At 66.5% G+C, this 2,457-nt stretch carries 3 protein-coding genes; 1 reads left to right on the top strand and 2 read right to left on the bottom strand.

Annotation, left to right across the window (positions count from 1 at the left end):
• Positions 1-201: 201 nt before the first annotated feature.
• Together ftsX and ftsE are read right to left on the bottom strand one after the other, a co-directional pair.
• On the bottom strand, positions 202-1,119 hold the full coding sequence (gene ftsX / locus GA0115259_RS34805) for a permease-like cell division protein FtsX (protein WP_093604294.1): 918 nt from the start codon (positions 1,117-1,119) through the stop codon (positions 202-204).
• 85 nt (positions 1,120-1,204) lie between these two features.
• The gene (ftsE, locus tag GA0115259_RS34800) at positions 1,205-1,894 is read right to left on the bottom strand and encodes a cell division ATP-binding protein FtsE (protein WP_046503740.1); all 690 of its coding nucleotides are present in this window, start codon (positions 1,892-1,894) and stop codon (positions 1,205-1,207) included.
• A gap of 339 nt (positions 1,895-2,233) precedes the next feature.
• On the opposite strand from ftsE, the gene GA0115259_RS34795 reads away from it, so the two are divergent.
• A complete protein-coding gene (locus GA0115259_RS34795) occupies positions 2,234-2,428 on the top strand; it encodes a hypothetical protein (RefSeq protein WP_066943440.1) in 195 nt (64 codons plus the stop codon).
• Positions 2,429-2,457: the final 29 nt, after the last annotated feature.

Below are 2,457 nucleotides of genomic sequence, written 5' to 3'. Positions count from 1 at the left end.
CGGGCGGTCTTCTCCTCGGCGCGCGGCAGCGAGTCCGTCGCGGCGGCCGTGGCGAGGACACTCGCGAACAGCAATGTCAGGGCGGCCCCGCGGCGGAGACCGCGGGATCTATGGTGCGACTCGGAACCCGACATGGCGTTGAGTCTAGGACAACACCGGACAGCCCAAGGGAGCTTGCCCCGACGCGGCCAGGGGCGCTTGTCACACCCTGAGGTACTTGCGCAGCGCGAGGAAAGCGGCCACGGCGGGCATCAGCAGACCGATCGCGAGCACCAGCGGAAGCTTGGCGAGCACGGCGTCCCAGCCGATGAAGTTGACGAGCTGCATCTTCTCGGCGAGCGCGAGACCGTTGTCGATCAGGAAATAGCGGCCCAGCAGCAGCATGACGCAGGCGACCGTCCCGCCGATCAGCCCGGCGAACGCCGCCTCCATGATGAACGGCATCTGGATGTAGAAGCTGGAGGCGCCCACCAGCCGCATGATTCCCGTCTCACGGCGGCGGCTGAACGCCGACACCCGTACGGTGTTGACGATCAGCATCAGGGCGATGACCAGCATGAGCAGCATCACCCAGATCGCGACCCAGTTCATACCGTTCATCAGGTCGAAGAGATTCTGGAGGATGTCCCGCTGGTCCTGGACGGATTCCACACCGTCCCGGCCCGCGAAGGCAGTCGCGACGACCTTGTACTTCTCGGGATCCTCAAGCTTGACCCGGAAGGACTCGGGCATCTGGTCCGGAGTGATCGAGCCGGCGATCGGGGAATCGCCGTACTTCTCCTTGTAGTGCTTGTACGCCTCGTCGGCCGTCTCGTAATGGACCGTCTCGACGATGTCCATCTTCTTCAGATCGGTCTCGATCTGCTTCCGCTGCTCACCTGTGACCGCGCCCTTGACGCACTTGGGAGCGGTCGCCGCGTCGTTCTTGTTGCAGAGGAAGATGGAGACATTGACCTTGTCGTACCAGTAGTCCTTCATCACGCTGACCTGGTCGCGCATGAGCAGCGCGCCGCCGAACAGGGCCAGCGAGAGGGCTACGGAGACGATGACGGCGAAGGTCATCGTGAGATTGCGACGGAGACCGACGCCGATCTCCGACAGGACGAACTGGGCGCGCATGGCGTCCTTTCAGCTTTCGATTCAGCTTTCGGTGCTCGGTGCCGGCAGCCGCTCAGTGCCGCCGGACACCCGTGCTGGCAGCCACTCAGTGCTGGTAGCCGTAGACGCCGCGTGCCTGGTCGCGCACCAGCCGGCCCTTTTCCAGCTCGATGACGCGCTTGCGCATCTGGTCGACGATGTTCTGGTCGTGGGTCGCCATCACGACGGTGGTGCCGGTGCGGTTGATACGGTCCAGCAGCTTCATGATGCCGACGGAGGTCTGCGGGTCCAGGTTGCCGGTCGGCTCGTCCGCGATCAGCAGCAGCGGACGGTTGACGAAGGCCCGCGCGATCGCGACGCGCTGCTGCTCACCGCCGGAGAGCTCACCGGGCATCCGGTCCTCCTTGCCGCCGAGACCGACGAGGTCGAGGACCTGGGGGACGGACTTGCGGATCTCGCCGCGGGACTTGCCGATGACCTCCTGGGCGAAGGCCACGTTCTCGGCGACGGTCTTGTTCGGCAGCAGCCGGAAGTCCTGGAACACGGTGCCGAGCTGGCGGCGCATCTGCGGCACCTTCCAGTTGGACAGGCGCGCGAGGTCCTTGCCGAGGACATGCACCATGCCGTGGCTGGTGCGCTCCTCGCGCAGGAGCAGTCTCAGGAAGGTCGACTTGCCGGAACCGGAGGAGCCGACCAGGAAGACGAACTCTCCCTTCTCGATTTCGAGGGAGACATCGCGCAGGGCCGGGCGGTTCTGCTTCGGATAGGTCTTGGAGACATTGTCGAATCGGATCACGGGATGCACCACGCACGGTCGGCCGGGAGATACGGGAGTACGGGAGTGGGTGTGGGGAGTGAGGGAGTAGGTGAGCGAGACCTTACGCGAAGCGGACAGGGCCGCGCAGTCCGCGTCCGGGGTTGGGGCAGGAGGGGCGGTGGTGGTACGTCCGGTCTTGCGGCGCTTTATCACGGATGCGCCGTGGCCGCCAGCAGTGGTGGGCCCGCCGGAATGCCGTCGGCCGAGCCGAAAACGCCGGGAACTGGCACAGTGGGTCGGGGAACGGTCGTGTTTCCCGGAGCGTTGAGCGGAGTGAACACTGGCTGCGGCTCCGCCGCGCGGTGAGGAGGAATGCGCATGACCTACGACCGATTGGTGTGCGCCAACTGCGCGGGGCCCGTCAGCGAGGGCCGATGCCGCGTCTGCCGCGCCAACAGGGAGCGGCTTCAGCAGCAGGGCCCCTTGGGCGGCCTGAGCCCGGTGGCTCTGCTGACGCTGCTCGTCCTGCTGGTGGCGGCGGTGGCGCTGGTCGCCGCCCACCAGCCCGCCTGAGCGCGGCAGGGCGCGGCTCGGACGGCACG

Source organism: Streptomyces sp. MnatMP-M17, assembly GCF_900091995.1.
GTDB lineage: Bacteria > Actinomycetota > Actinomycetes > Streptomycetales > Streptomycetaceae > Streptomyces.
Note: the sequence above shows the minus strand (reverse complement) of the source record. Positions and strands in the feature narration are given on the sequence as shown.